This window comes from Actinomadura rubteroloni, from assembly GCF_002911665.1.
Lineage (GTDB): Bacteria > Actinomycetota > Actinomycetes > Streptosporangiales > Streptosporangiaceae > Spirillospora > Spirillospora rubteroloni.
Genome location: NZ_MTBP01000002.1, coordinates 1,093,853 through 1,119,310 on the forward strand (window position 1 = coordinate 1,093,853; position 25,458 = coordinate 1,119,310).

27 protein-coding genes and 1 pseudogene are annotated in these 25,458 nt (G+C 73.6%); 14 read left to right on the forward strand and 14 right to left on the reverse strand.

The window, feature by feature from the left end:
- Position 1 precedes the first annotated feature (1 nt).
- Positions 2–1,546, reverse strand: a complete 1,545-nt coding sequence (gene hutH / locus BTM25_RS16560; RefSeq protein ID WP_103563770.1) for a histidine ammonia-lyase — start codon at positions 1,544–1,546, stop codon at positions 2–4.
- Between the two features lie 94 nt (positions 1,547–1,640).
- Between hutH and BTM25_RS16565 the strand changes: the two genes are divergently transcribed.
- The 8 genes from BTM25_RS16565 to BTM25_RS16605 all read left to right on the forward strand — a co-directional run bounded on the left by BTM25_RS16565 (position 1,641) and on the right by BTM25_RS16605 (position 7,720).
- Positions 1,641–2,411, forward strand: coding sequence for an IclR family transcriptional regulator (locus BTM25_RS16565; protein ID WP_103563771.1), 771 nt, complete (start codon positions 1,641–1,643; stop codon positions 2,409–2,411).
- Positions 2,412–2,607: 196 nt separating this feature from the next.
- Positions 2,608–3,429 carry a helix-turn-helix domain-containing protein gene (locus tag BTM25_RS16570; RefSeq protein WP_103563772.1) on the forward strand — a complete coding sequence of 274 codons (822 nt, stop codon included), beginning with the start codon at positions 2,608–2,610 and terminating at the stop codon, positions 3,427–3,429.
- A complete protein-coding gene (locus BTM25_RS16575; protein ID WP_103563773.1) occupies positions 3,426–3,626 on the forward strand; it encodes a DUF397 domain-containing protein in 201 nt (66 codons plus the stop codon). Before BTM25_RS16570 ends, BTM25_RS16575 begins: the two co-directional genes overlap by 4 nt.
- Before the next feature lie 317 nt (positions 3,627–3,943).
- Positions 3,944–4,477, forward strand: coding sequence for a DUF6879 family protein (locus tag BTM25_RS16585; RefSeq protein WP_103563775.1), 534 nt, complete (start codon positions 3,944–3,946; stop codon positions 4,475–4,477).
- Between the two features lie 12 nt (positions 4,478–4,489).
- On the forward strand, positions 4,490–5,350 hold the full coding sequence (locus tag BTM25_RS16590) for a helix-turn-helix domain-containing protein (RefSeq protein WP_103563776.1): 861 nt from the start codon (positions 4,490–4,492) through the stop codon (positions 5,348–5,350).
- 156 nt (positions 5,351–5,506) lie between these two features.
- The gene (locus BTM25_RS16595; RefSeq protein WP_103563777.1) at positions 5,507–5,722 is read left to right on the forward strand and encodes a DUF397 domain-containing protein; all 216 of its coding nucleotides are present in this window, start codon (positions 5,507–5,509) and stop codon (positions 5,720–5,722) included.
- A gap of 36 nt (positions 5,723–5,758) precedes the next feature.
- Positions 5,759–6,568 (forward strand): phosphotransferase, encoded by an 810-nt coding sequence (locus tag BTM25_RS16600; protein WP_103563778.1) that lies wholly within the window; start codon positions 5,759–5,761, stop codon positions 6,566–6,568.
- A gap of 405 nt (positions 6,569–6,973) precedes the next feature.
- Entirely contained in the window at positions 6,974–7,720 is a 747-nt protein-coding gene (locus BTM25_RS16605; RefSeq protein WP_146059063.1) for a hypothetical protein, read from the forward strand.
- 63 nt (positions 7,721–7,783) lie between these two features.
- Here the strand turns inward: BTM25_RS16605 and BTM25_RS16610 are convergent, their stop codons facing one another.
- The 5 genes and pseudogenes from BTM25_RS16610 to BTM25_RS16630 form a co-directional block, all read right to left on the reverse strand.
- Positions 7,784–8,695: an ABC transporter substrate-binding protein gene (locus BTM25_RS16610; RefSeq protein WP_103563780.1), complete on the reverse strand. Its 912-nt coding sequence runs from the start codon at positions 8,693–8,695 to the stop codon at positions 7,784–7,786.
- A gap of 58 nt (positions 8,696–8,753) precedes the next feature.
- Positions 8,754–9,452: an ABC transporter permease gene (locus tag BTM25_RS16615; RefSeq protein ID WP_103564676.1), complete on the reverse strand. Its 699-nt coding sequence runs from the start codon at positions 9,450–9,452 to the stop codon at positions 8,754–8,756.
- A complete protein-coding gene (locus BTM25_RS16620; protein WP_103563781.1) occupies positions 9,449–10,159 on the reverse strand; it encodes an ABC transporter permease in 711 nt (236 codons plus the stop codon). The genes BTM25_RS16615 and BTM25_RS16620 overlap by 4 nt, the downstream gene beginning before the upstream one ends.
- A gap of 38 nt (positions 10,160–10,197) precedes the next feature.
- Positions 10,198–10,950: pseudogene (locus BTM25_RS16625) on the reverse strand (ABC transporter ATP-binding protein); the annotation flags it as partial.
- 246 nt (positions 10,951–11,196) lie between these two features.
- Positions 11,197–12,195, reverse strand: a complete 999-nt coding sequence (locus tag BTM25_RS16630) for a LacI family DNA-binding transcriptional regulator (protein WP_103564677.1) — start codon at positions 12,193–12,195, stop codon at positions 11,197–11,199.
- Between the two features lie 115 nt (positions 12,196–12,310).
- On the opposite strand from BTM25_RS16630, the gene BTM25_RS16635 reads away from it, so the two are divergent.
- The 3 genes from BTM25_RS16635 (at position 12,311) to BTM25_RS16645 (ending at position 14,674) form a co-directional block, all read left to right on the forward strand.
- Complete coding sequence (locus BTM25_RS16635) at positions 12,311–13,243, forward strand: amidohydrolase family protein (RefSeq protein WP_103563783.1); 933 nt, start codon at positions 12,311–12,313, stop codon at positions 13,241–13,243.
- Positions 13,233–13,799, forward strand: a complete 567-nt coding sequence (locus tag BTM25_RS16640; RefSeq protein ID WP_103563784.1) for a cysteine dioxygenase — start codon at positions 13,233–13,235, stop codon at positions 13,797–13,799. The genes BTM25_RS16635 and BTM25_RS16640 overlap by 11 nt, the downstream gene beginning before the upstream one ends.
- 125 nt (positions 13,800–13,924) lie before the next feature.
- A complete protein-coding gene (locus tag BTM25_RS16645; protein ID WP_103563785.1) occupies positions 13,925–14,674 on the forward strand; it encodes an SGNH/GDSL hydrolase family protein in 750 nt (249 codons plus the stop codon).
- A 10-nt stretch (positions 14,675–14,684) separates the two neighbouring features.
- On the opposite strand, the gene egtD is transcribed toward BTM25_RS16645, so the two are convergent.
- Genes egtD through egtA form a run of 4 tightly spaced genes read right to left on the reverse strand, consistent with a single transcriptional unit; the run spans position 14,685 to position 18,881 of the window.
- Positions 14,685–15,635, reverse strand: a complete 951-nt coding sequence (gene egtD, locus BTM25_RS16650) for an L-histidine N(alpha)-methyltransferase (RefSeq protein ID WP_103563786.1) — start codon at positions 15,633–15,635, stop codon at positions 14,685–14,687.
- A complete protein-coding gene (gene egtC, locus BTM25_RS16655; RefSeq protein ID WP_103563787.1) occupies positions 15,620–16,378 on the reverse strand; it encodes an ergothioneine biosynthesis protein EgtC in 759 nt (252 codons plus the stop codon). The genes egtD and egtC overlap by 16 nt, the downstream gene beginning before the upstream one ends.
- A complete protein-coding gene (egtB, locus tag BTM25_RS16660) occupies positions 16,378–17,685 on the reverse strand; it encodes an ergothioneine biosynthesis protein EgtB (RefSeq protein ID WP_103563788.1) in 1,308 nt (435 codons plus the stop codon). Before egtB ends, egtC begins: the two co-directional genes overlap by 1 nt.
- On the reverse strand, positions 17,682–18,881 hold the full coding sequence (egtA, locus tag BTM25_RS16665) for an ergothioneine biosynthesis glutamate--cysteine ligase EgtA (RefSeq protein WP_103563789.1): 1,200 nt from the start codon (positions 18,879–18,881) through the stop codon (positions 17,682–17,684). Before egtA ends, egtB begins: the two co-directional genes overlap by 4 nt.
- 180 nt (positions 18,882–19,061) lie before the next feature.
- On the opposite strand from egtA, the gene BTM25_RS16670 reads away from it, so the two are divergent.
- Both BTM25_RS16670 and BTM25_RS16675 read left to right on the forward strand, forming a co-directional pair.
- The gene (locus BTM25_RS16670) at positions 19,062–20,240 is read left to right on the forward strand and encodes an RNA polymerase sigma factor (RefSeq protein ID WP_103563790.1); all 1,179 of its coding nucleotides are present in this window, start codon (positions 19,062–19,064) and stop codon (positions 20,238–20,240) included.
- A gap of 70 nt (positions 20,241–20,310) precedes the next feature.
- Positions 20,311–20,949, forward strand: a complete 639-nt coding sequence (locus tag BTM25_RS16675; protein WP_103563791.1) for a TetR family transcriptional regulator — start codon at positions 20,311–20,313, stop codon at positions 20,947–20,949.
- Here the strand turns inward: BTM25_RS16675 and BTM25_RS16680 are convergent, their stop codons facing one another.
- On the reverse strand, positions 20,950–21,615 hold the full coding sequence (locus BTM25_RS16680) for an endonuclease (protein ID WP_103563792.1): 666 nt from the start codon (positions 21,613–21,615) through the stop codon (positions 20,950–20,952).
- A gap of 134 nt (positions 21,616–21,749) precedes the next feature.
- Here BTM25_RS16680 and BTM25_RS16685 point away from each other — a divergent pair, with 134 nt between their 5' ends.
- The gene (locus BTM25_RS16685) at positions 21,750–21,980 is read left to right on the forward strand and encodes a DUF397 domain-containing protein (RefSeq protein ID WP_103563793.1); all 231 of its coding nucleotides are present in this window, start codon (positions 21,750–21,752) and stop codon (positions 21,978–21,980) included.
- Between the two features lie 20 nt (positions 21,981–22,000).
- Here the strand turns inward: BTM25_RS16685 and alc are convergent, their stop codons facing one another.
- The 3 genes from alc to BTM25_RS16700 are packed head-to-tail and all read right to left on the reverse strand — an operon-like array spanning position 22,001 to position 25,457.
- Positions 22,001–23,032, reverse strand: a complete 1,032-nt coding sequence (gene alc, locus BTM25_RS16690; RefSeq protein WP_103563794.1) for an allantoicase — start codon at positions 23,030–23,032, stop codon at positions 22,001–22,003.
- The gene (gene allB, locus BTM25_RS16695; protein WP_205648193.1) at positions 23,029–24,339 is read right to left on the reverse strand and encodes an allantoinase AllB; all 1,311 of its coding nucleotides are present in this window, start codon (positions 24,337–24,339) and stop codon (positions 23,029–23,031) included. The genes alc and allB overlap by 4 nt, the downstream gene beginning before the upstream one ends.
- Entirely contained in the window at positions 24,333–25,457 is a 1,125-nt protein-coding gene (locus tag BTM25_RS16700; protein WP_103564678.1) for a glycerate kinase, read from the reverse strand. The genes allB and BTM25_RS16700 overlap by 7 nt, the downstream gene beginning before the upstream one ends.
- Position 25,458: the final 1 nt, after the last annotated feature.

Consider the following 25,458-nt stretch of genomic DNA (forward strand, 5'->3'; position numbering starts at 1 on the left):
TTCAGGCGAGCGGGCCGGTGACGGACTCGGCGGCGGCGACGAGCGCGCCGTCCCGGACGAGCGCGGTCGCGGCGTCGATCTCGGGCGACAGATGGCGGTCCGGGCCGGGCGGCGGGACGTGCCGGCGCAGCGCCGCGAGGACGGCCGCGGTCGCCGGGCCGGGGCTCAGCGGGGCGCGCAGGTCCAGCGCGCGGGCGGCGGTGAACAGCTCGATCGCGACGACGCGCGCGTACCCGTCCACGGCCCGGCGCAGCTTGCGGGCGGCGTTCCAGCCGAGGGACACGTGGTCCTCCTGCATCGCCGACGACGGGATCGAGTCGACGCTCGCCGGGACGGCCAGCCGTTTCAGCTCCGCCACGATCGACGCCTGCGTGTACTGGGCGATCATGTGGCCGGAGTCGACGCCGGGGTCGGCGGCGAGGAAAGGCGGCAGCCCGAACGAGCGGGCCTTGTCGAGCATCCGGTCGGTGCGGCGCTCGGCCATCGACGCGGCGTCGGCGATCGGGATCGCGAGGAAGTCCAGGGCGTAGGCGATCGGGGCGCCGTGGAAGTTGCCGTTGGACTCCACGCGTCCGTCCGACAGCACGACCGGGTTGTCCACGGCCGCCGCCAGCTCGCGGTCGGCGACCAGCGCGGCGTGCGCGACGGTGTCCCGGAACGCGCCGTTCACCTGCGGCGCGCAGCGCAGCGAGTAGGCGTCCTGGACGCGCGTGTCGTCCGGCCCCCGGTGGGACTCCACGATCGGGGACCCGGCGAGCAGCAGCCGCAGGTTCGCCGCCGACGCGGCCTGCCCCGGATGCGGGCGCAGCGCCTGGAGGTCGGCGTCGAAGACGCGGTCGGTGCCGAGCAGCGCCTCGACGCTCATCGCGGTCGCGATGTCGGCGGCGGTGAGCAGGCCGCGCAGGTCGTGCAGGGCGAGGACGAGCATGCCGAGCATCCCGTCCGTGCCGTTGAGCAGCGCGAGCCCTTCCTTGGCCCCGAGTTCGACGGGACGCAGGTCGGCTCGCTTCAGCGCGTCGGCGGCGGGGATGAGGCGGTCGTCGGCGTCCCGGACCCGTCCCTCGCCGAGCAGCGCCAGCGCGACGTGCGCGAGCGGCGCGAGGTCCCCCGAGCAGCCGAGGCTGCCGTACTCGTGGACGACCGGCGTGATCCCCGCGTTGAGCAGCGCCGCGAGCGCGCGGGCCGTCTCCGGCCGGGCCCCGGTGCGGCCGGTGGCGAGCGTCTTCAGCCGCAGCAGCATCATCGCCCGGACGACCTCGCGCTCCACCTCCGGGCCCGTCCCGGCCGCGTGCGACCGGACGATGTTGAGCTGGAGCCGCGTCCGCAGCTCCGGCGGGATGTGCCGGGACGCGAGCGCGCCGAACCCCGTCGACACCCCGTAGACGGGCGTCGGCCGCGCCGCCAGCTCCTCGATGTGCGCCCGTGACGCGGCCATGGCGCCCTCGGCGGCGGCCGACAGCCCGACCCGCGCGCCGTCCCGTGCCACCGCCACGACCTCGGCGGGCGACGGCGGTTCCGTCCCCACCTCGATGCTCTGTGCCCCCATAACGGACGTCATACCCACCATTGGACCGATGCGAAGCGGCCCCGGACGAGCCCGCCGCGACCCGAACCGTCTCGGATACGAGACAATCGAGGACGTGGACCAGGTACCGGCCGCCCGGCGGACCCTCGCGGTGCTGCGGCTGCTCGCGGCGTCGGCCGGCCCCCTGCCCGCCTCCTCGATCGCCCGCGACCTCGGCCTGCCGCGCTCCAGCACCTACCACCTGCTGGCGGAAATGGCCGCCGAAGGCTTCGTCGTGGCGCTGCCCGAGGAACGCCGCTGGGGCCTCGGCGTGGCCGCGTTCGAGGTCGGCTCGGCCTACCTGCGGCACGGCCCGCTGGAACGCCTGGCCCGCCCGCTGCTGCGCCGCCTGGTGGACCGGACGGGCGAGATCGTCCAGCTCGGCGTCCTACACGGCGCCGACACGCTCTACCTGCTGAAAGAGCAGCCGCCCCGGCACGCGACGCTGGTCACGGACGTGGGCGTCCGCATCCCCGCGCACCTCACCGCCAGCGGCCGGTCGATGCTCGCGCACCTCCCCGCCGCCCAGCTCCGCGCCCTCTACCCCGCCCCGCTCGTCACCCGGACGACCGACGGCCCCACCACCCTGACCGCCCTCCGCCGCGCCCTGCGCGAGGACGCCGCACGCGGCTGGTCCGCCGAGGACGGCCTGGTCACCGAGGGCTTCGCGAGCATCGCGGCGTGCGCCTTCGACCACACGGGCCACCCGGCGGCCGCGATCACCGTCACGTTCCGCCGCGCCGCCCGTCCTTCGGAAACCTGGCCCGACCTGGCGGCGCCGGTAAAGGCCGCCGCCGCGTCTTTGACGACCCGCCTCACCGGCCGCCCGCCCGTTAGTAGACCGTGAAAATAACCGTCCACGCACAGTGCGGTGCCAAAGATTGGACAGAAAGGAAAGTTGGGAAAAACCGCCTCGCAGCAGTTCCGCAGAACACTTGTCTTCAGCCGGGATCTCGGTTTTTTCACACAACTGCCGCCCCTTTCGCGTCCTCCTGCCGTAGTCTCCGCAAGGACGGCCGAGGAACCTCCGAAAGGACAGCGACATGGCCCGCCCCCCGAAGAAGACGACCCCCAACGAGTCCTTCGCCCAGTACTACGGAAACGAAATCCGGGAGAATCGGGAGAAGAAGGGCTGGACACAGGGAGAGTTGGCCGCAAAGATCATCTGCGACGACTCCCAGGTCAGCCGCTACGAACTCGGCCACGCCATCCCCGCGCCGACGACGGCCCGGCTCCTCGACGAGTTGTTCGGGACGGGCGACTACTTCACCCGCCACCGCGAGGTCGCCCACGTCTCGCGCGTCCCCGAGGGCGCGCGGGCGCTGGCGTACCACGAGAAGATGTCCAAGTCGATCAAAGCGTTCTCGCACGCGGCCGTCGTCGGCCTCTTGCAGACGGAGTCCTACGTCAGGGCGCTCGCCCTTGACGGCCCGATCCCGCAGGCCGCGGACGCGGTCATCGAAGTGCGGAGCCGCCGCCAGGGAATCCTGAACGGCGACGACCCCGCCAGGCTGCTGGCGATCATGGACGAGGAAGTGTTCCGGCGTCTCGCGAACCAGCCGGATCTCGCCCGCGAGCAGATCGACGCGATCCTCAAGCGGACTGAGCAGTGGAATGTGCAGGTTCAGATCGTCCCGCAGACGAACGTCACCTACCCCGGCGTTCTCGGTGACCTCCATCTGATGGAACACCGCAAGGACGGCCTGATGGCGGCCTGGCAGGAGGGATTCGGCAGGACCGGTCGCGTCATCGAAGACCCCGATATGATCGAGGAACTCGTGGACACCTACGACCTCATCAGGTCAAAGGCCATGTCCACCGAAGAGAGCGTCCAACTGCTGAAGAACATCCGGGAGTCTTTGTGAGCACGTTCGAACCCCGCAACTGGCGCAAGTCCCGCCACTCCGGAGGCGAGTTCAACAACTGCGTCGAGGCCGGATCCGACCAGGGCCGAGTGGGTATCCGCGACACCACCGACCGCCAAGCAGGCGCGATCACCCTCCCCGCCCCCCACTTCGCCGCCGTCCTGGCCGCCGCCCGCACCGGCGCCCTTGACCTCTGACCCACCCGAAACCCCCGCCCCGGCGGGGGTTTCTCCATGCGCGCCCGCCCCAGTGGAGAGGTGCAAAGACGTGCAAAGCTCGCACGATGATCCTAGGATCCTGCTGACTTTCTTCTGCAAGAGCCCCGATTCGTACCCCAACCCGGACTGCCCCTCCTTCTACCGGTCGAGCGACGGGGGCTGGTACGGGCAGGGCGAGGTGCGAGACGAGCCCGGCGTGCGTGACCAGATCCAGAACATGAAGCCCCATGAGGGGTACCTGTGGTTCCCCGACAAGCTGATGGACGAGTTCGTCCGGCAGTTCGCGAAGGAGCGCTATGGAGTTGATCTCGGCTGAGACCCGGGACGAGCTGTTCGACACCTTCGAGTTCGAGGCGCTTCATCTGGAGCTTCGCGACCACTACGCCACCGGCGGCGGAGAAGCCGACAAGTTCGCCGCCTGGAAGGCCGGCAAGCCGTGGGACGAGGCGGAGTACCGGGAGTGGATGAGGCCCTGGTGCGACAAGCTCCGCGCGGCGACGTCGAGCGGGCGCGTCTACCGGGACGCGAAGCTGGTGTCGGAACCGCTCTCCGACTACCACAGGTGGGGCTACCCGCTCGCGGGGATGCTGTTCGAGGCCGGTCAGCAGGTGAGGTTCGTTCCACGGCGGCTCGTGTCGACCATCGCGCTGCCGGGGAACGATTGCTGGGTCTTCGACCGCAAGACCGTCGTCTTCAACGTGTTCAACGGCGCCGATGACGTCGTGGAGCGCCAGCGCTACACCGAACCCGAGGTCGTCGGGTTCTGCCTGGCCGCGTTCGAGGCCGTGTGGGAGCTGGGGATTCCCCAGCCCGAGTACAAGCCCGGCTGACGTCGGCTTTCCATGTCCGTCCCGGCAGAGGACGCCAAGAGGGCGTTCGGCGCGAGGCTTCGGGGCTTGCGCAAGGCGAAGGGCCTGTCAGGTCTGGAGTTGGCCGGCCTGACGGGCATCCCCAATTGGAAGATCTCCCGGATCGAGGGCGGCAAGCAGGGCGTCAAGTCCGGCGAACTCGCGGCCTGGTGCCGTGCGTGCGGCGCCGACGAGCAGTACGAGGATCTGGTGATCGTCCAGAGCCAGGTCCATGACATGTGGGTGGAGTGGAAGCGCGAGCTGCGCAAGGGCCAGAAACTCCTGCACGAGAACGAAGACGCCCTCTACCGGCAGACCAAGCTGCTCATCGTCTATGAGTCGAAGTGCGTCCCCGGCATCCTGCAGACGCACGGGTACGTGTTCGGCTTGTTCAAGACGGCCGAAGCGCTCTACGGCCTGCCCGAACGCGAGGCCCGGGCTGCGGCCGACGCGAGGCTTCCCAAGCAAAGTCTGGTCACAGCGGCGTCGGCGAAGAACGGCTACCACTTCGTCATCGAGCCATGGGTGCTCGAACTCGTCTTCGGCGACGTGAACGTCATGCTGGAACAGCTCACCTTCCTGTCCGCGGTGACGCTGCTCCCGAACGTCTCTCTCGGGATCATCCCTCCGGGCGCGACGCGCGCTGTTCCGCCCGGCGAGCCGTTCTACATGTTCGACGGTTCGATGGTGCGGTCCCCGATGTGGTCGGCGGGCTTCAAGACGAGTCGGCCCGAGGAGATCGACACCTTCAAAAGGGCCTTCAACCTGCTGCGCGGCATGGCGGTCTACGGTGCCGAGGCACGCGAGCTGATCGAGCAGGCCAGGCAAAAACTGCAAACAAGTGCAAATCTCTAGCCGAGTCGCATGACGCCTTTCTACCTTCGGTGAGCAGAGGGGGCCAGCGCGAACAGGCCGGCTCCGACATCAGAACCCCGGACGGGCGGACTTCCCATCCGGGCTTGCTCGACCACGCGCCGCCGTGGCGCGGGGAACACGGCAGAGGAGAAAGTCATGCGGAACGGCGACCTGTACACCCTCGACATCTCCGGAGCGACCTGGACCAAGCCGTGCGGCGGGAACGTCGGCGACCCCGACGCCCCCGAGAGCTGCATGGAGTTCGCCACGCTCCCCGACGGCGCCATCGCGATCCGCGACTCCAAGCGCCCCGACCTCACCCCGATGCGCTTCAGCGCCGACGAGCTGACCGCCTTCCTCGGCGCCATCTGACCATTCGTCCCGACCCCCTCTGGCAGGCTGACCGGCATGACGAACAAGACCGACTGGAACGACCTGCCGCAGGGGGTACGGGACGCCGTCCGCGAGCAGGCGGGTGGCATCGCGGCGGTCAGGACGATTTCGGCGGGCTGGAACTCCGAAGCGAGCCTCGTCGCCGAAACCGGGTCCGGCCCGCTGTTCGTCAAGGGTGCGCGCCTGGCCGACACCCTCAAGGTCGTCCAGCTTCGCCGGGAGATCTCGATCAACCCGTACGTCACCCACCTGTCTCCCGAGATCCGCTTCCACGTCGAGGCCGGCGGCTGGCTGGTCGCTGCCTTCAATTTCGTCAACGGGCGGAGGGCGGACTACTCGCCGTGCTCCCCTGACATCCCACGGGTGTTCGAAGCGCTGGACGCGCTGAGCCACACCCCCCGCCCCGACGTCGAGCTGAAGTACGCCGATCAGGTGTATTCCAGCCAGGGCGACGTCGCGCTCCTGCGCCGAGTCAGCGGCGACAGCCTGGTGCACGGCGACCTCACCCCGGCCAACGTGCTCGTGACGCCCGAACGCGTCTTCCTGCTCGACTGGGCTCGCCCCACCCGCGGAGCGTCCTGGCTCGACGCGGTGAGCATGGCCCACTTCATGATCACCTGCGGGCACTCGCCCCGGGACGCCGAGGCCATCGCCGCACAGCTGCGCGGGTGGAAGGACCTCGGCCCTGGCGACCTCGACGCCATCGTCCACCACGGAAGCGCCGTCCGGTCCGCCTGGGGCCTGAAGCCGCACGCAACCGACCCCTGGACGAACGCCTCCCTCGAAGCCGCCCGCCGCTGGTGGAGCCACCGCAGAGCACTCTGACCACAGACCGGCGAAGCCGCCGCCCACACCGGCGCCCTCGACCTCTGGCCCACCCGAAACCCCCGCCCCGGCGGGGGTTTCTCCGTGCGCGCCCGGTCACCAGGAGGTGTCCCGGCGAAATCGGGACACCGGTCCTTTCACGCCCGGCGGGAGCGACTGTGAGTGTGGAACCGGTCACGGTGGGCTCAGCGGCGAACCTGCCCGGTGGTCACCGGACGAGGTTCGGCAGCCCGCTGCCAGAGCCGTCCCCGGTTCGCGTACCGACGCCGTGTGGGCGCGGCCACCGCCCGGGCGGCCCGTTCGTCCGGACCACCGCGCCCGCCGGAACGGCGCGTCACCACGGTTCGGCAGGGATCCGCCCCGGGCCCTGGCCGGGGGACGCGGGATCAGGAAGAGGGAGCGCTCATGTCTTCGTCCACCCGCACGTCCGCCTCGGCCTCCGGGCCGCGCCATAGGTCGATCACATTCGTCGGCGTGCTCGCCTTAGCGGCGGCCGGCCTGTTCTCGCTCGCCGGCCCGGCCCAGGCGTCGTCCGCCATCACGGTCTCGCGCGCCACCCTCGCGCCCGGCGAGACGATCACCGTCGACTTCGCCGTCACGCGCGACTTCGCCTCCTCGCGCGAGGGCATGGGCTTCTACGCGGGCAGCGGCCCGCTGGGCAGCCTGGACTCTTTCGCAACCGTGGCGTCGTGCGACGGACCCGTCGCGGGTTCCTGCACGACGCTTCCCGGCATCGGCTACGTCGTCCCGACCGGCCCCGTCCCCGTCGGGACCACGGTGACCGGCTCGCTGACGCTGCGCGTGAAGCCCGGCACCCCGGCCGGGAGCTTCACCCTGCGCTACCAGTTCGACGGTGAGGCTACGACGAACGGCCCCACCATCACCATCGCCGAACGTCCCGCCGACCAGATCGCCGACCTGCGCGCCCTGGTGGACGGCTTCGGCCTCCCCAACGGCCTCCGGACCGCCCTGGACGCCAAGCTCCGGAACGCCCTCGACGCGGTCGACGGCAACGACACCGCCACCGCCTGCACCGCGCTGGCCGACTTCGTCGACCTGGCCGACGCCCAGGACGGCAAGAAGCTCACCGCCGACCAGGCCGGGCGGCTCCGCGCGTCCGCGACCCGGATCCGGACCGACCTGGACTGCTGACCGGCGGGACGGCACGGGCGGGCACCTCCCGACGGAGCCGGGAGGCGCTCCCGCCCGCCGGGGTCAGGCGAGGCCGTTGTCGGTGAGCCACTTCTTGGCGACCGTGGCGGGGTCGGCCTTCTTGTCGGCCATCTCGGTGTTCATGGCCAGGAGGCCGTCGGTGGTCAGCTTGGCGGAGACGGCGTTCAGGGCCGCCTGCGCGTTGGTGTCCACCTTCGTCTTGTTGACGAGCGGGACGACGTTCTGCGCGCCGAACACGTTCTTCGGGTCGGCGAGCGACAGGAAGCCGTTCTTCTTGATCGCCGGGTCGGTGGAGAACAGGTTGGCGATCTGGACCTTGCCGTCCTTGAGGTTCGACACGGTGATCGGGCTTCCCGCACTGAGCGACTTGAAGTCCTTGAACGTCAGGCCGTAGACGGACTGGAGCCCGACCACGCCCTGCTTGCGGGTCTTGAACTCCGGCGGCCCGCCGAGGACGAACTGGCCGGCGACGGGCTTTAGGTCCTCGATCGTCTTCAGCTTGTACTTGGCGGCGGTCGCGGACGTCACGGCGAGCGTGTCCTTGTCCTCGGCCTGCGCGGGGTTCAGGATCGTCAGGTCACTCGGGAGCTTCTGCTTGAGCGCGGAGTCCACGGCGTCGCTGGTCGTGGCGGCGTCGTTCTTGTCGAGGAACGACAGCAGCGCCCCGTTGTACTCGGGGAACACCTGGATCGCGCCGCTGCGGACCTGCTTCATGTAGACCTCGCGCGAGCCGATGCCGAACTTGCGCTGGACCTTCACGCCCTTGGCCTCCAGCGCCTGCGCGTAGATCTCGCCGATCAGGCCGCTCTCGGGGAAGTCGGCGCCGCCGATCACGAGGCTGCCCCCGCCGCCGGCACCGCCCTTGCCGAGCGGGTCGTCGTCGCCTCCGCCGCAGGCGGCCAGCGCGAGGACGGCGGCGGCGAGCACGGCCGCGCCGCGGATGATCCGGGACATGTTGGGTTTCCTTCCTCCGGGGGGCGCGGTCCGCGCCCGGTCGGCAAGCGTGCGGGCGTCAGTCCGACGCGGCGGCGCGGCGGACGCCGGGCGACACCGCGAACCGGTGCAGCGCGGCGAACGCGGCCTGGGTGAGGACGGCCAGGACGATCACGAGGATCGCGCCGCCGGCCATGCTGTCGTAGTCCTGGCGCGAGTAGCCGTCCACGATGTACCGGCCGAGACCGCCGAGGCCCACGTAGGCCGCGATGGTGGCGGTCGAGACGATCTGGATGAGGGCGGTGCGCAGCCCGAGCAGGATGAGCGGCAGCGCCACCGGCAGCTCGACCTGGAACAGCACCTGCCGGCCGCGCATCCCCATGCCCTCGGCGGCGTCGCGCAGGCCCGCCTCGACCTGCTGGACCCCGGCGTAGGTGTTGACCAGGACGGGCGGCACCGCGAGCAGCACCAGCGGCACCAGGATCGGGACGATGTCCCCGGCCGTCGAGACCACGACGACGAGGATGAGCAGGCCGAGCGTCGGCAGCGCCCGCGCGGCGTTCGCCGACGACAGGACGAGGAACCCCGACACGGCGGCGGGCCGGCCGCGCCGCAGGTGGCCGAGCAGCAGCCCGAGCGGCAGCGCGATGGCCACGGTGATGGCGAAGGCGAGCAGCGAGTACCAGAGGTGCTCGGCGATCCGGTTCGGGATGCCGTCCGACCCGGACCAGCGGCCCGCGCCGCCGAACCAGCCGAACGCGTTCCACAGGGCGTTCACCGCGTCACCTCCGCGGGCCGCCGGGACCGCCGGGCGCGCTCCCACGGCATGAGGAACCGCTGGACGAGCAGCAGGAGCAGGTCCGCCAGCAGCGCCAGCACGACGATCAGGGCGATCGCGACGACGATCGGCGTCGGGTAGGCGCCGCCGGGCCACTTCATGCCGGTGACCATGAGCTGGCCGAGCCCGCCGATGCCGATGAGCGCGCCGACGCTGACCAGGCTGATGTTGGCGACGGTCGCGACGCGCAGCCCGCCCATCAGGACGGGCAGCGCGATCGGCAGCTCCACCTGGACGAGCCGGCGCAGCGGCCCGAAGCCCATCGCGACCGCCGACTGCCGGACGTGCTCGGGCACCGAGCGCAGCCCGTCCACGACGCTCGGGACGAGCACCGACAGCGTGTAGAGGGCCAGTGGGACGACCACGGTCGTGTAGGTGAGGCCAGTGAACGCGACGAACACGACGAACAGCCCGATCGCCGGGATCGCGTACAGGATGCTCGTCGCGGCCAGCACCGGCGGGTACAGCCGCCGCCACCGCGCGCAGGCCAGGCCGAGCGGCAGCGCGATCGCCAGGCCGAGGAGGACGGGCGTGAAGGACAGCACCAGGTGCTCCTTCAGCGCCTCCCAGATCACGCCGTCGTAGTTGTCGCGGACGTAGCTCCACCGCAGGAGCGGTTCACCGCCCGTCCCGAACGCGGCGGTCACCGCTCGGCCGCCTGTTCCGCGTCGCGTTCGGCGTCGAGTTCCTGGGTGAACCGGAGCCGCCGGATGCCGCGCTCGCCGCCGAGGAAGTCGCGGACGAAGTCGCTCGCGGGCGCGGCCAGCAGGTCGTCCGGCGCGGTGAACTGGGCGAGCCGTCCCCCGACCTGGAAGACCGCGATGCGGTGGCCGAGCTTCACGGCCTCGTCGATGTCGTGGGTGACGAACACGATCGTCTTCTCCAGCTCGCTCTGCAGCCGCAGGAACTCGTCCTGGAGGCTGGCGCGGACGATCGGGTCGACGGCGCTGAACGGCTCGTCCATGAGCAGGATCGGCGGGTCGGCGGCGAGCGCGCGGGCCACGCCGACGCGCTGCTGCTGGCCGCCGGAGAGCTGCGCGGGGTAGCGGCCGGCGAACGCCGGGTCCAGCCCGACGCGGTCCATGAGCGCGCGGGCCTCCGCGCGGGCCTTCTTCTTGTCGCGGCCGAGCAGGAACGGGACGGTCGCGATGTTGTCCAGGACCGTCCGGTGCGGGAACAGGCCCGCCTGCTGGATGACGTAGCCGATGCCGCGCCGCAGCGTCGGCGGGTCGACGTCCCGGACATCGCGCCCGTCGACCGTGACCGTCCCCTCGGACGCCTCGACCATCCGGTTGATCATGCGCAGCGTGGTGGTCTTGCCGCAGCCGGACGGGCCGACGAGCACGGTGATCTTGCCGGCCGGGATCTCCAGGTCGAGGCGGTCGACGGCGACGGTGCCGTCCGCGTAACGCTTGGTCACGCCCGCAAAGGTGATCAAACGACTCACGTCCTCATCGGCGCCGGTTCCCGTCGGGTGTTCACCCAGATCTATGCCCAGACTAGTCAATCCCGATCTTTTGGACACCCAGCGTGACCGAGACCCGCCAAATCTTGTGCATTTCGACCAGGATTGCCAAGAACCTACCGCAACCCCGTGGGGAAACCGCCGATTCGCCACCGAAGGGCGCATACCGGCCACCCGCGAGCACCCCGCGGGAACGTGATGATCGCCATAGCCGGACCGTCAGCGGCCGGTCGACGCGCGGGCGCGCAGCGACGGCTCCCGGACGACCCGGCGCGTCGCGGGCGTGCCCTCGATCACCTCGACGACGAGCCCGACGGCCGCCTGGACGATCCCGTCGATGTCCCAGTCGACCGTGGTGAGCGGCGGCGTCAGCAGCGCCGACATCGGGTGCGCGTCGTAGCCACAGACCGCGAGGTCGTCCGGCACGGCGAGGCCGAGGGCGCGCGTGGCGGCGTACACGCCGTAGGCGATCACGTCGGAGAAGCAGAACACGGCGGTCGGCCGGTCCGGACGGTCCAGCAGGGCGTGCGCGGCGGCCGTCGCGCCGTCCAGCGCCTGCGGGGCGACCTCCACCTCGACCCGCAGGCCGAGCCGCAGCGCCTCGGCGTGGACGTGGACGTCGGCCGGACGGTCCGGCGTGCTCGCCCGCGTCGGGGTGAGGACGCCGATGTGCCCGTGGCCGAGGTCGCGCAGGTGCTCCAGCGCGAGCGTGACGCCGCGCCGGTTGTCGAACACGACCTCGCCCTGCGCCCGTCCGCCGCGCAGGGAGTCGCCGATGGAGACGACGGGCACCGCGTCGGCCAGTTCGGCCCACAGGCCCGCGGCCGGGTCGAGGGGTTGGACGATGAGGCCGTCCACCCGCTGGTCGCGCAGCCGCCGGGCCAGCGCCCGCTCGCGGTCGGGGTCGCCGCCCGCGTCGACGATCAGCGCGTAGCGGTCGCGGGCGAGCAGCGCGCGGCCGATGCCGGTGGCGAGCGACTGCTGCCAGTAGTCCTCTAACGAGCCGCACAGCAGCCCGACCATGCCGGTGCGCCCGCTGGCGAGCGCGCGGGCGATCGGGTGCGCCTCGTAGCCGAGTTCCTCGGCCGCCGCGCGGACGCGCTCCTGGGTCTCCTCGGAGGTCTGGATGCCGCGCAGCGCGTACGACACGGCCGCCGGGGAGAGGCCCGTCGCCTGCGCCACCTCCCGGATCGTCGCCCGCTTCCGCTTGTCCGCCACGGTCCCCACATTAGGCGCCGCCTCCGACGCTTTTGATATTTCCAACTTGAATGGTAGGCTTTTGAAGCGGTTCACTGAACCGGTTCACCGCGACGTCCGGCGAAGGGGGTGCAGCATGTCCGGAACCCGGGATGCGGACGGCCCGCAGGCCGTCGACGTCCACCAGCACCTCTGGAGCCCCGCGTTCCTCGCCGCCCTCCGCGCCCGCTCCACTCCGCCTTACCTCAAGGAGTGGACTCTCTATCTCGACGGTGAGCCGCCCTTCACTGTTCACCCCGGGGACCACGACGTCGCGGCCCGCGCCGAGCTGGCCCGCGCCGACGGCCTCGGCCGCGCGCTCATCTCGCTGTCCACCCCGCTCGGCATCGAGGCGCTGCCGCCCGGCGAGGCCCGTCCGCTGCTGGACGCCTACCACGAGGGCGCCGCCGCGCTGCCCGCGCCGTTCGGCGCCTGGGCCGCCGCGAACGTCCGCACCGTCGACGCCGACGCGACCGCCGAAGCCCTCGACCAGGGCTTCGTAGGCCTCCAGCTCCCCGCCACCGCGCTCGGGAGCCCGGACGGCCTCGCCCGCTGCGCGCCCCTGCTCGACCTGCTCGAAGACCGGGACCTGCCGCTGTTCGTCCACCCCGGGCCCGCCGCGCCCGCCGGGGACGTGCCCGGCTGGTGGCCCGCGCTCGTCCCGTACGTCCAGCAGATGCACGCGTCCTGGTACGCGTTCCGCGCGTTCGGCCGCCCCCGCCACCCCCGCCTGCGCGTCTGCTTCGCCATGCTCGCCGGGCTCGCCCCGCTGCACGGCGAGCGGCTGACCGCGCGCGGCGGCGGACGCGGCGCGGTCGACCCCGACGCGTTCCTGGAGACCTCGTCCTACGGCCCGAAGGCGGCCGACGCGACCGTCCGCGCGCTCGGCGTGGACGTCGTCGTGCACGGCACCGACCGGCCCTACGCGGGACCCCGCGACCTCGCGCTCGGCGAGGCCGCACAGCACGGGTTCCGCGTGTCCAATCCGCACCGCCTGCTCACCGGAGAGGAGCGAACCCATGCCGCGTGACCTGCTCGACCACGCCGTTCCAGCGATCGGTGGCGGTTCGTGTCTGGACGGCCTGCCCGCGCGCGTCCTGGACCGGGACGAGCTGCGGGAGCTGGTGGACCGCCTGGCCGACGAGCCGGGCGTCTGGCGCCAGCACGTCGCGTTCTCCGACGACGAGCGCCACTACGCGTCGCTGTACCGGGACGAGTTCGTGGACGTCTGGCTCCTGTGCTGGACGCCCGAGAACGACACCGGCTGGCACGACCACGACGTCTCGTCCGGGGCCGTCCGCGTCGTGCAGGGCGCGCTGGAGGAGAACAACCCGCGCATCGGCGGCGACCACCTGACGACTCGCGTCGGCGAGGGGACGTCGTTCGGCTTCGGCCCGGACCACATCCACCGGCTCGTCGGCGCGGCGAACGCGAGCGTGTCCATCCACGCCTACTCGCCGCCGCTGTGGCGCCTCGGCCAGTACTCGGTGAGCCCGTCGGGCGTGATGCGGCGCGTGTCGGTCAGCTACGCCGACGAACTGCGCCCCCTGGACGACCCTGCGAACGACCCGGAGCCCGCCGGGTGACCCGCCGGGCTCCGCCCCCTGCGATCCGGGGCGGAGCCCGGCGGATCGGCACATCGTGAACGTTCCGCCACAGTAGGATTCGGCTCAGCATTTCCCCCCGAAACCACCCCGGCGGAGTCCCCCAGATGCGTTCTCGCCGCGCGCGCCGTGCCGCCGCGTTCGCCGCCCTGTGCGCGGCCCTCCCGCTGACCGGCTGCTCGGCGTTCAGCACCGACGTGCGCGGCGGCGCCGAGCCGGCCGCGGTCAGCCCGGCCCCGGCGGCCGCGGCCCCGGTGGTGATGTTCTTCGGCGACTCCTACACGGTCGGGAAGAAGGGGACGCTCCCGGAGAACACCTACGCGGCGGCGACCGCGCGGCTGCTCGGCTGGCAGGTCGTGCTGGCCGGACGCGCCGGGACGGGCTTCGTCTCGACCGGCACCGGCACGGTCGCGTTCCGGCCGCTGTTCGAGAGCCAGCTCGGCTGGCGGCCCGCGCCGGACCTGCTGATCATCTCCGGCGGGCACAACGACGCCAGGTTCCCGCCGCAGAAGGTCGCGGCGGCGGCCCGCGACCTGCTCGACCTCGCCGCGCGGCGCTGGCCGGGGACGCGGCGGCTGCTCATCGGCCCGCTGTGGGGCAACGGGTCGCCGCCGCCGGACGCGCTGGCCGTCCGGGACGCCCTGGCGCTCACCGCCGAACAATCGAAGATCCCGTTCGTGGACCCCATCTCCGAGGGCTGGATCACCGGCGACCACGGCGACGGGACGGGCAACGCGCCGCGCTACATCCTGCCCGACGGCACGCACCCGACCGTGGCGGGCGGCCGGTACGTGGCCGCCCGCCTCGTCCAGGACCTGCGCCGGCTGGGGCTCACCCACCCGGTGCGGGGCCGCTGAACGCCGCCGGTCAGGCCGGACGGGAGAGGCTGAGCGAGAAGTCGCCCGCCGCGTCCGTCCAGAACTCGGCGAGCGCGAGGCCCGCGGCCGCCAGCTCGGCGGCCAGCCGCTCCCGGCGGAACTTCGCCGAGATCTCGGTGCGCATCTCCTCGCCGCGCGCGAACCGGACGGCGAGGTCGAGCGCCGGGATCCGGACGTCCTGGTCCCGCCGCGAGCGCAGCCACATCTCGATCTGCTCCTCCCCGGCGTTCCACTTCGCGACGTGGTCGAACGCGTCCGGGTCGAAGTCGGCCCCGAGTTCCCGGTCGATGACCCGCAGGACGTTGCGGTTGAACTCGGCGGTGACCCCGGCCGCGTCGTCGTAGGCGGCGACGAGCCGGTCGGCGTCCTTGACCAGGTCGGTGCCGAGCAGCAGCGCGTCATCTGGACCCATCGTGGCGCGCAGGCCGCCGAGGAAGGAGATCCGCGCGTCGGACGGCATGTTCCCGAGCGTCCCGCCGAGGAAGGCGATGAGCCGCCGGTCGCCCGTCGGCAGCAGCGTCAGGTGCCGTTCGTAGTCGGCGACGACGGGCCGGACGGTCAGCGCCGGATGGTCGGCGGCGATCTTCCCGGCCGCGTCGGCGAGGAAGTCCCCGCTGACGTCCACCGGGACGTACGTGCGCAGCGCCGGGGCCAGCGCGTCCAGCAGGATCCGGGTCTTCTCCCCCGAGCCCGCGCCCAGCTCCAGCAGCGTCGCCGCGCCCGTCGCGGCGGCGATGTCGGCGGCGCGGGCGGTCAGGATCTCGCGCTCGCGGCGCGTCGGGTAGTACTCGGGCAGCTCGGTGATCTTCTCGAACAGCGCGCTGCCGCGCTCGTCGTAGAACCACTTGGGCGGCAGCGTCTTCGGGTCGGCGGTGAGGCCGGCCCGGACGTCGCGGCGCAACGCGGCGGCGAGGTCGTCGTCGGTCAGGAAGCGGTCCACGTGTCTCCTTCGAGTGGGGTGGTCTCGGCGCCCGAGGCGGTCGCGCGCACGAGCGCGCGGTCGGGGACGGGGCGCCAGCCGGGGGCGCCGTCGGTCGGCTCGGAGGCGATCTCGACGGCGCCCGGCGTCTCCCGGACGAACAGCGAGTCGCCACAGGTCGTCGCGGCGAGCGCGGTGCCGTCGGCGGCGAGCAGGTTGTACCGGCCGCCGGTGAGGCCGGTGACGGTCCGGACGACCTCGGCGAGCCCGGTCCCGAGGTCGGCGCCGTCCGCCCAGTAGCGCGCGGCGAGGGCGAACAGCAGGGCGGAGTCGACGGGCGCGCGGGCGTCGGGCTCGGCGGGGCCGCCCGCGGCGAGTTCGCGGAGCTTGCCCTCGACGTCGGCGAAGCCCTGGACGATCCCGTTGTGGCTGAACAGCCGCGTCCCGGCCCGGAACGGCTGGGCGCAGCTCTCGTCCACCGGGAACCCGACGGTCGCCGAGCGGACGGCCGCGACCGCGCAGCCCGTCGCGACCGAACCGGCGATCTCCCGGAACGAGACGTCCGTCCACAGCGGGTCGCGCCGCCGGAACCGCGACGGAGTAGGCCCGTCGCCGTACCAGCCGACGCCGAACCCGTCCGCGTTGAGCACGTTGCCGACGTTCATCCGGGGCGCGTACGACTGGTGCTCCAGCGAGTGGTCGCCGTCGTGCACCAGGGACCGCAGCGTGCGGGGCGGGCCGACGTAGGCGAGGTGGCGGCACATCAGCGGGCGTCCCGCGCCGTGCGGAAGCCGGTGAAGATCTGGCGGCGGATCGGGTAGTCCCAGTTCCGGAACGTCGTCCGGACGGCCACCGGGTGCGTCGCCCACGACCCGCCGCGCAGCACCTTGTACTCGGGGCCGAAGAACACCTCCGAGTACTCCTTGTACGGGAACGTCCGGAAGCCGGGGTAGCCGTGGAAGTCCGAGGACGTCCACTCCCAGACGTCGCCGACCATCCGCCGCGCCCCGTACGCCGACGCGCCCTCGGCGTAGGCGCCCGCCCGCGACGGCCGCAGCGCCCGCTGGCCGAGGTTCGCCCGGCCCTCCTCGTAGGCGTCGCCCCACGGGTAGCGGCGCGACCGCGCGGCCTCGGGGTCCCACGCGGCGGCCTTCTCCCACTCGGCCTCGGTCGGCAGCCGGCGGCCCGCCCAGCGCGCGTAGGCGTCCGCCTCGTACCAGCAGACGTGCTGGACGGGCTCGTCCGCCGGGACGGGCTCGACGCGGCCGAACCGGCGGCGCGTCCAGGCGCCGTCCTCGCGCGTCCAGAACGCGGGCGCCCGCTTGCCGGACGAGTGCCGCCACTCCCAGCCGCGCGGGTCCCACCAGCGCGGGTCGTCGTAGCCGCCGTCGTCGATGAACGCCTGGTAGGCGGCGTTGCTGACGGGTTCGACGTCTAGGTGGTAAGCGGGGAGGTCCACGATGTGGCCGGGACGTTCGTTGTCGTAGGCCCACGGATCGTCCGAGACGCCCATCGTGAACGGCCCGGCGGGGATCAGGACCTCGTTGGCCGGGGCCGGCGCGCAGGGCGCCGCCGGGACGGCGTCCTCCAGCAGCGCCGCGCCCTCGGCCCGGAGCTGGTGGGTGGCGAGCATCGTCTCGTCGTGCTGGTGCTCGTGCTGCACGACCATCCCGTAGACGAACCCGCCCGCCGTCAGCGGGTCGGGGGTGTCGAACCGGGCGCTCTCCAGCGTGTCCAGCACCCGCGCGCGGACGGTCTCGATGTACGCGCGGGCCTCGCGCGGCGGCAGCAGCGGCAGCGAAGGACGCTCGGCGCGCGGGTGCTCGAACGCGTCGTACAGGCCGTCGATCTCGGGGCGCAGCGCGTCCGCGCCCGCCGCCGCGCGCAGCAGCCACAGCTCCTCGTAGTTGCCGACGTGCGCGAGGTCCCAGACGAGCGGGGACATCAGCGGCGACACCTGCGCGGTGAGCGCGGCGTCGTCCAGCACCTCGGTGGTCAAGCCGAGGCTGCGGTCGCGCACGGCGCCCAGTTCCGCGGCGATGCGCTCTTTCAGGGCGTGGTCGTCGGTCACGACACGGCCTCCCGGGGGTTCAGGGCGCCGAGCGCGTCATCGGCGGGACAGCGGCCCCGGTCGACGTAGCGCTCGGCGTATTCGGCGACGAGCGGGCGCAGCGCGTCCGCGCCGAGGCGGGGCAGGGCGTCCAGCGCGGCGGCCAGGCAGGCGCGGGCGGCGGCGGCCAGCGGGGCGTCGCCGAGCGCGTCCCTGGCGGCCTCCTCCCACCGGTCCCGGACGGGCTCGACGGCGGCCTCGGCGACCGCCGACGCGACCGGGTCGTCCAGCAGCGCGGTCGCGACCGCCACCGGGACGGGCCAGTACCGCACCGGCAGCGCGTCGATCATCCGCAGCTCCAGCCAGCCGCGCGGCCGGACGGGCGGGAACAGCGTGGACAGGTGGTAGACGAGGTCGTCCAGCGTCGGCTCGCCCTTGGCCAGCCACTCGCCGAACGTCATGCCGGGGTCGGCGACCCAGTCGCCCGCGTCGGTGTGGACGACCATGACGCGGGCGTCCAGCGCGTAGCGGGTCCAGGACTCCTCGGGCTCCTCGCCGTCGCGCAGGACGGGCAGGGTCCGGCTCGGGTCCAGAGCGTTCCAGACGCTCTGCCGGGTGGACCGCAGGCCCGTCCGGCGCCCCCCGCGGACCGGGGAGTTGGCGAACGCGGCGACCAGGACCGGGCCGAGCGCGTGCGCGAGCCGCCAGCGCCGGGCCGCGTCGGCGGCGTCCGCGCCGATGTCGACGCACACCTGGACGGACGCGGTCGTGCACATCATCGCGAGGCCCGCGTCCTCGAACCCGCCCGCGACGAAATAATCGCGCATGCAGTGATAACGGGGATGCTCGGCCTGGAACACCGGGCCGCGCACCGGATCGACCCCGTACCCGGCGAGCGCGAGCCCGGCGGGGGCCAGGGTCTCGCGCAGGAACGTCACGTCGCTCGACAGCGCCGCGTGCAGGTCGCCGAGGCTCGGGAACGGGGCGGAACTCAGTTCCACCTGCCCGCCCGGCTCGTAGGTGACCGCGCTGCCGCCCGGCGGGGTGCCCGCCGCCGCGATCAGCGCGCGGACCCCGGCCGCGTCCACGCGGGCCGCCGGGTCGTCCACGGCGCGGACGAGCCATTCGGTCTCCGCGCCGACCGTCCCGGGCGGCCCCTTCTTGAAACAAACACCGCATATGTACTGGTAGACACCGTCCACCGTCAGTCGGCTCATCGCATCCCTCCTCCAACGAGGGAGGAGCCTTCCCCGCTGAACCGCATCAGGAATCACGACTTGTCATGAAACTTCAAAGACAAGCGGGAACCCTGGGACGGGGTTCTCAGACTTGACCCTGTCCGTTAGAGTCCGCGATACCCAGCAGTTTCACCCGCCGGAACGCAGCACGGAGGCCACATGCGAGGGGACCTGGGCTCCCTCTTCGACGCGCACGCCGGACGGCTGCACGCCTACTGCTGGTCGCTGCTCGGCGATCAGCGGGCGGCCGACGCCGTGGCGGACGCGTTCGTCGCGACCCTCCAGCACCCGCCGCGCGGCGACGACGTGCTGTGGCTCTACGCGCTCGCCCGCTCGGCCTGCGCCGAGCGCGGCGCGTTCGACGGCACGCCGCCCGCCTTCGCCGGAACCGAACCGCTGCTGCGCGCGGCGGCGGCCCTGCGCGCCGACCACCGCGAGGCGCTGCTGCTGTGGGCGGGCGAGTGGCTGAACGTGGCCGACCTCGCCCGCGTCCTCGGCGTCGCGCCCGACACCGCGCACCAGCTCCTCCAGCGGGCGCGGTCCCGGCTGGAGGCCCTGGTGCTGGACGTCCTCATGCGCGGGACGGCCCAGGCCGACCTCGACCTGATCGAGGCGTTCGAGGAGGGGCGGCTGCCGCACCTGCTCGCGCGCCGCGCCCCCGACACCGCCCCGCCCGGCCTGCGCGACCGCCTGGTGGACCTCGGCCCGGAGGACGCCCTGGCGCTCCCCCGCATGACGGCCCCGAACCCGGTCGTCCTCATCGGCCCCGGCCCGGCGCCGAAGGCCCGCAAGAGCACGCTGCCCCGGGCGGCGGGAGCCGTCGCGGGCGTCGCCGCCTCGGTCGCGGCGGCGATCGGGATCCTGGCCGCGTGGCCGGGCGGCAAGACCGCCGGGGTGAGCGCGCTGCTGCCGTCCGCCGGGAACGGCGAGACGCCGACGACGTCGCACACGATCCAGAACACGGCCGCCAACGACCCGACGCCCGGCAGGCCGACGCCCACCCGCGACGGCGGCCCGGTCACCCAGTACGAGCAGGACCCGGCGCCGATCGTCCCGCCCGCGGCGAGCCAGGGACATCAGGCGCCGCCGAAGAAGCACGCGGAGAAGAACAAGCCGGGCACGGTCGAGGAGCCGACGACGGCGCCGCCCACCTCGGGCACGCCGACCACGCCGCCGCCCTCGGACCCGCCGCCGTCCGACCCGCCGCCTTCGGACCCGCCGCCTTCGGACCCGCCGCCGTCCGACCCCCCGCCGAGCGAGCAGCCGTCGAACCCGCCCGCGTCCGACCAGCCGACGACGCCCGCCGACGACCCGGCGCCGTCCCCCTCGGGCGGCTGACCGGAGGCTTGCGCAGGTCATCTGGCTTGTCATGGTTGGATCGTGATCGCCGGGTGACTACCATGCGTGCATGATCGCGAGCGCGCCCGGCGCCGGGACGGCGGGACGGCGGGAACGCAAGAAGCAGCGCACCCGCGAAGCCCTCGTCGACGCCGCCTTCACCCTGTTCGCGGCCAAGGGCTACGACGCCACGACGGTCGAGGAGATCGCGGACGCCGTGGACGTGTCCGCGCGGACGTTCTTCCGGTACTTCGCGTCCAAGGAGGACGTGGCGCTGACCGTCCAGGAGGAGCAGCGCACGGCTCTGCTCGCCGCGCTCGCCGCCCGGCCCGCGCACGAGCCGCCGCTGACGGCGCTGCGCAACGCGGTCGTCACGGTCACGCGGCGGCACGAGTGCGACGTCCCCGGCCCCGACCGCGACCGGTTCCGGCTGCTGCTGCGGCTGCTCGGCGACGGCGGCGGGCTGCTGGCCGGGAGCCTGGAGCACGCCCAGCGCGGGCTGCGCGACATCGCGCTGATCATCGCGCGGCGGATGGGCACGGACGCGGCGTCGGACCTGCGGCCCTACGTCCTCGCGTCCACGATGGTGGCGGTCTTCCAGGCCGCGCTGATCGCCGTCAAGGACGACTCCATGGGCTACACCTCGCTCGCCGACGCCCTGTCGGACGCGTTCGCGGCCCTGATCGACGAGGCCGGCCGGCCCGGCTGATCAGCCGACGGCGGCCTCGATCTCGCCGTACTCGTCGTGCGCGTCCACCAGGGCCAGCGCGCCGACGAGCCAGGACAGCTCCTCCTCGCGCTCGCCCCGGGCCACGTCCGTCAGCAGCGTGTCGGCGCGGTCGGGCAGGCCGAGGCGGCGGGCGGCGCGGGCGGCGTGCGCGTCCAGGAACGGCCCGGCCTCGGGCCAGAAAATCTGCGCCTCGCGCAGGAAGACGGCGCGGCCCGCCTCGTCCATGCCGGGAATGTCGGCGAGCAGGGCGTCCAGCCGCCCGCCGTCGCCGCCGTCCGCGCGGTGGATCGCGTTGACGTCGCCGTTCCACCGGTCGCGCACCAGGCGGGCCGCCGCGCACAGGTTCCGCGCGCCGTCCTCGGGGTCGGGGTGCCCGGCGCGGGCGAGCGCGTCGGCGACCTCCCGCCCGTCGGCCTCGGCGAGCGGCGCGACGGCGTCGAAGCCCCGGCGCAGCATCGCGCGCATCCCGGCCATCGCGCCCTCCGACGGCGTGCTGTCGTCGGCGAGGACTCCGAGGCACAGCAGCCGGAAGATCCCGGTCGCCGAGTCCGTCACCGTGAACCCGGCCTCCTCGGTGGCGTAGCCGCTCGGGTACCGGTCCAGCAGGGCGCGCACGGTCTGCTTCGTCCGCGGGTCCATCGGCATGACGTCCCTCCTCGGTCGACGGGTCCGGCCCCGCCTCCCCCGTTCCGGCGGACGCCAAACACCCGTCCCCGCGCGGCCTTCGGCCATTACTCTGGAGACGACCCTCAGCAAGCCGAACGGAAATGGATGCGCCAGTGAGCGAGAGAGAGCCGTTCATCAGCGACGGCCTGATCATCGAGTTCATCGACGGCAAGGACGTCCCCGTGAACCACAAGGAGTTCGGTGACCGCGCCGTCGTCATGCGCGCGACGAACGACGAGGGGCCGACGCTCTACTTCACCGAGGCCGAGTGGGAGGCGTTCATCGCGGGCGTGAAGGACGGCGAGTTCGACGACCTGCTGGAGGAACCGGCCGAGAACTCCTGATCGCGTCCCGCCGGGAGGTGTCAGCCCTCCCGGCGGGTCAGCGCGGCGAACCGGTCGGCGAGGGCCCGCTCCCCGGCGGGCGTGAGGTCGCCGAGCAGGCGCAGCCGGGACATCCCGCCGTCGGGGTGCAGGCCCAGCCGGACGTGGGTGACCTCGGGCCCGCCGGCGAGCCGGAACCGGTGCCGTCCGTCGGGCTGGACGCGGGTGCGGGGCAGCAGCGGCGTCCAGCCGGCGGGGTCGCCGGCGCGCGCGTCCCGGCCGTCCAGGGTGACGTGGCCGGGCGCGTTGAACTTCAGGTGGGTCGTGTCGATCTCGGCGAGCCGGACGATCCCGGGCGCGGCGAGCCGGACGACCGCCCAGTCGTGCCCGCCGTCCCGGCGCCGCGCGGTCTCCCAGCCGCCGGACTGGTCGCGCGCCGAGCCCGGGTACAGCATCCGGTCGGGCGCGGAGTAGAAGCTGTCGGAGCAATCCACGACGCGGGCGCCGTTCTCCAGCGCGGCGAGGTCCACGGTGAGGCCGGTGAGCGGGCGGGGGTCGGGCACGACGTCGCCGTGGACGCGCAGCCGCGCCACCCCGCCGTCGGGGAAGATGTTGAGCCGGACGTGCGTGAACCGCCGCGCGACCGTCACCGGGAACGCGTGGGCGGTGCCGCCCTGGAGCGCGGCGCGCGGGACGATCTCGGTCCAGTCGGCGGCGGCCAGCTCGTCCGGTGACGGGTGGCCGTCCACCCCGCACGCCTCGACGGACGCGTGCGGCGGGTAGTTCCCGGTGAACCAGGCCGTGTCGATCACGACGCCCCGGACCACGCCGGGCAGCCCGAGCCGGACGACCGCCCAGTCGTGGCCGTAGTCGCCGGACGGGCCGGGACGGCGCCGCGCGGTCTCCCAGCCGTCGTACTCCTGGCCCTTCGGCCCGAACGTCGCCGGGCGGAACTCCGGCGCCCACGGGTTGATCAGGTTCTCCTTCTCCTCGAAGGACTCGTCGCTGGCCGCGACCACCGAGCCGCCGAGGGTCCGGACGGCGAGGTCGGGCAGGTCGGGGAAGTCGCTCACGGGGCTCCGTTCCGGGTCAGCAGGGCGCCGCGCGGGGTGTCGTCCACCGGGACGCCGCGCAGCCAGGTCGCGGCGGCGCGGCCGGCGAGTTCGCGGCCCGCGTAGGCGGTGACGGGGTTGCGGTGGTGGAGGTCGGCGGGGTCCACGACGCGGACGGCGTCCGGATCGAACGCGACCAGGTCGGCGTCGTTCCCGGCGGCGATGACGCCCTTGCGCGTCAGCCCGGCGAGGGCGGCGGGCGCGGCGGACATCCAGCCGGTGACGTCGGCGAGCGTGCGCCCGCGCTCGCGCGCCGCCGTCCAGACAGCCGCGAACCCGAGCTGGAGCGAGGACACCCCGCCCCACGCGGTCGCGAAGTCGCCTTGTTTCAGGTCGGGCGTGCAGGGCGAGTGGTCGGTGACGACGCAGGAGATCACGCCGGCCGCGAGCCCGTCCCAGAGCGCGTCGCGGTTGGCGGCGTCGCGGATCGGCGGGCAGCACTTGAACGCGGGCGTGACGGCGTCCTCGGCCGACAGCGTCAGGTAGTGCGGGCAGGTCTCGGCGGTGATCCGGACGCCGCGCGCCCGCGCCGCCGCGAGCGGTTCCAGGCAGTCGGCGGCCGACAGGTGCAGGACGTGGGCGCGGACGCCCGTCCGCTCGGCGAGGGCGATGACCCGTTCGACCGCGCGGCGCTCGGCCGACGGCGGCCGGGACGCCAGGAACGCCGGGTACGCGCCGGACGCGGGCTCGGTGAGGACGGCCGGGTCCTCCGCATGGACGATCATGAGCCCGTCGAACGCCGCGACCGCCGCGAACGCCGCCGCCATCTCCGCAGCGTCCAGCGGCGGGAACTCCGGCACGCCCGAGTCGGACATGAAGCACTTGAACCCGTACACGCCCGCGTCGTGCAGAGCCCGCAGGTCGGGCAGGTTGCCGGGCACCGCGCCGCCCCAGAACCCGACGTCCACGTGCACCTGGTCGCGGGCCGCCGCACGCTTGATCCGGAGGGCGTCCACGGTCGTGGTGGGCGGCAGCGCGTTGAGCGGCATGTCGACCAGCGTCGTCACGCCCCCGGCCGCCGCCGCGCGGGTCGCGGTCGCGAAGCCCTCCCACGCCGTGCGGCCGGGCTCGTTGACGTGGACGTGGGTGTCCACCAGGCCGGGCAGCAGCGCGAGATCGCCGAGGTCGCGGTCGGCGGCGGCGGGCAGGACGGCGTCGTAGGCGGTCACGGCGCTGATCGTCCCGGCGCGGACGGCGACGGCGGCGGGCCGTTCCCCGTCCGGCAGCACGGTCCGCCGGGAGCGCAGCACGAGGTCGTGGGTCACCAGGGTCCTCCCGGGAGGTCGCGGGCGATCGAGGCGGCGAGCGCCCGGAGCATCTGCGCCGGCCCGTTCGCGACGATCCAGGCCAGCGGGTCCCCGGCGCCGGGCGGGACGAGCGAGGTCAGCGTGCGTACGGCCGCGAACCCGGCCTGCCGCGCCTCGGCCGCGCCCAGCTCGCTCCGCCCGGCGAGCGCCACGACCGGGACCCCGGCGCGGGCGGCGGCGCGGGCCACGCCGTAGGGCGCCTTGCCGCGCAGCGACTGGTGGTCCAGCGACCCCTCACCGGTGATCACGACGGTCGCGTCGGCGAGCTTTTCGGCGAAGCCGATCAGGTCGAGGAGGTAGTCGATGCCGGGCCGGACCGTCGCGCCGAGGAACGCCAAGGCCGCGAAGCCCGCGCCGCCCGCCGCGCCCGCGCCGGGCCGCCGGGCGGCGGCCGGGTCGGGCGCCAGCGCGGCGAGCCGGGCCAGGCCCGCCTCCAGGACGGCGACGTCGCCGGGCGTCGCGCCCTTCTGCGGGCCGAAGACGGCGGCGGCGCCGTCCGGGCCGAGCAGCGGGTTGTCCACATCGGTCGCGACGACGATCTCGGCGCCGCGCAGCCGCGCCCGCACGGCCCCGAGGTCGAGGTCGGCGAGGTCGCGCAGCGCGGCGCCGCCCGGCGGCAGCGGGTTCCCGGCGGCGTCGCGGAACCGGGCGCCGAGCGCGGCGGCCAGGCCCGCGCCGCCGTCGGTGGTGGCGCTGCCGCCGAGGCCGAGGACGATCCGGGTCGCGCCGCCGCGCAGCGCCGCGTCGACCAGCTCGCCGGTGCCGCGCGTGGTGGCGGTCAGCGGGCACGGCCGCCCGCCGGGCAGGCGGCGCAGCCCGGACGCCTCGGCCAGCTCGATCACGGCGGTCGTCCCGCGCACGGCGTAGGACGCGGCGACGGGACCGCCCGCCGGGCCGGTGACGGTCGCGGTGCGCCGCGCGAACCCGGCCGCGGCGACGGCGTCCACGGTGCCGTCGCCGCCGTCGGCGACGGGCATCCGGACGACCGGCAGGCCCAGCCCGGCCAGCCCGTCGGCGATGGCCTCGGCGGCCTCGGCGGCGGTCAGCGTGCCCTTGAACTTGTCGGGCGCGACGAGGATC